At 75.5% G+C, this 302-nt stretch carries 1 pseudogene; it reads right to left on the bottom strand.

From position 1 onward, the window contains the following. Positions 1-133, bottom strand: a pseudogene (locus tag JHD80_RS29460) (cobalamin-dependent protein); the annotation flags it as partial. Positions 134-302: the final 169 nt, after the last annotated feature.

The following is a 302-nucleotide window of genomic DNA, read 5'->3' as shown; positions in this document are numbered from 1 at the left end:
GCACCAGCGGCAGATGCGAGCCCGAGAGGATCGAGAGCCCGATGATGTCGGCCTGCTGCTCGCGGGCCTCGCTGACGATCTCCTCCGGCGTCTGGCGGATGCCGCCATAGCTGACGCTCATCCCGGCCTGTCTCTTATACACATCTCCGAGCCCACGAGACTCTAGGCGCGATCTCGTTTGCCGTCTTCTGCTTGAAAAGGGGGGGGGGGGGGGGGGGGGGGGGGGGGGGGGGGGGGGGGGGGGGGGGGGGGGGGGGGGGGGGGGGGGGGGGGGGGGGGGGGGGGGGGGGGGGGGGGGGGGG

It is taken from the genome of Allobosea sp. ASV33 (assembly GCF_016428755.1).
Classification (GTDB): Bacteria; Pseudomonadota; Alphaproteobacteria; order Rhizobiales; family Beijerinckiaceae; genus Allobosea.
This window is presented reverse-complemented; position numbering and strand designations above follow the sequence as displayed.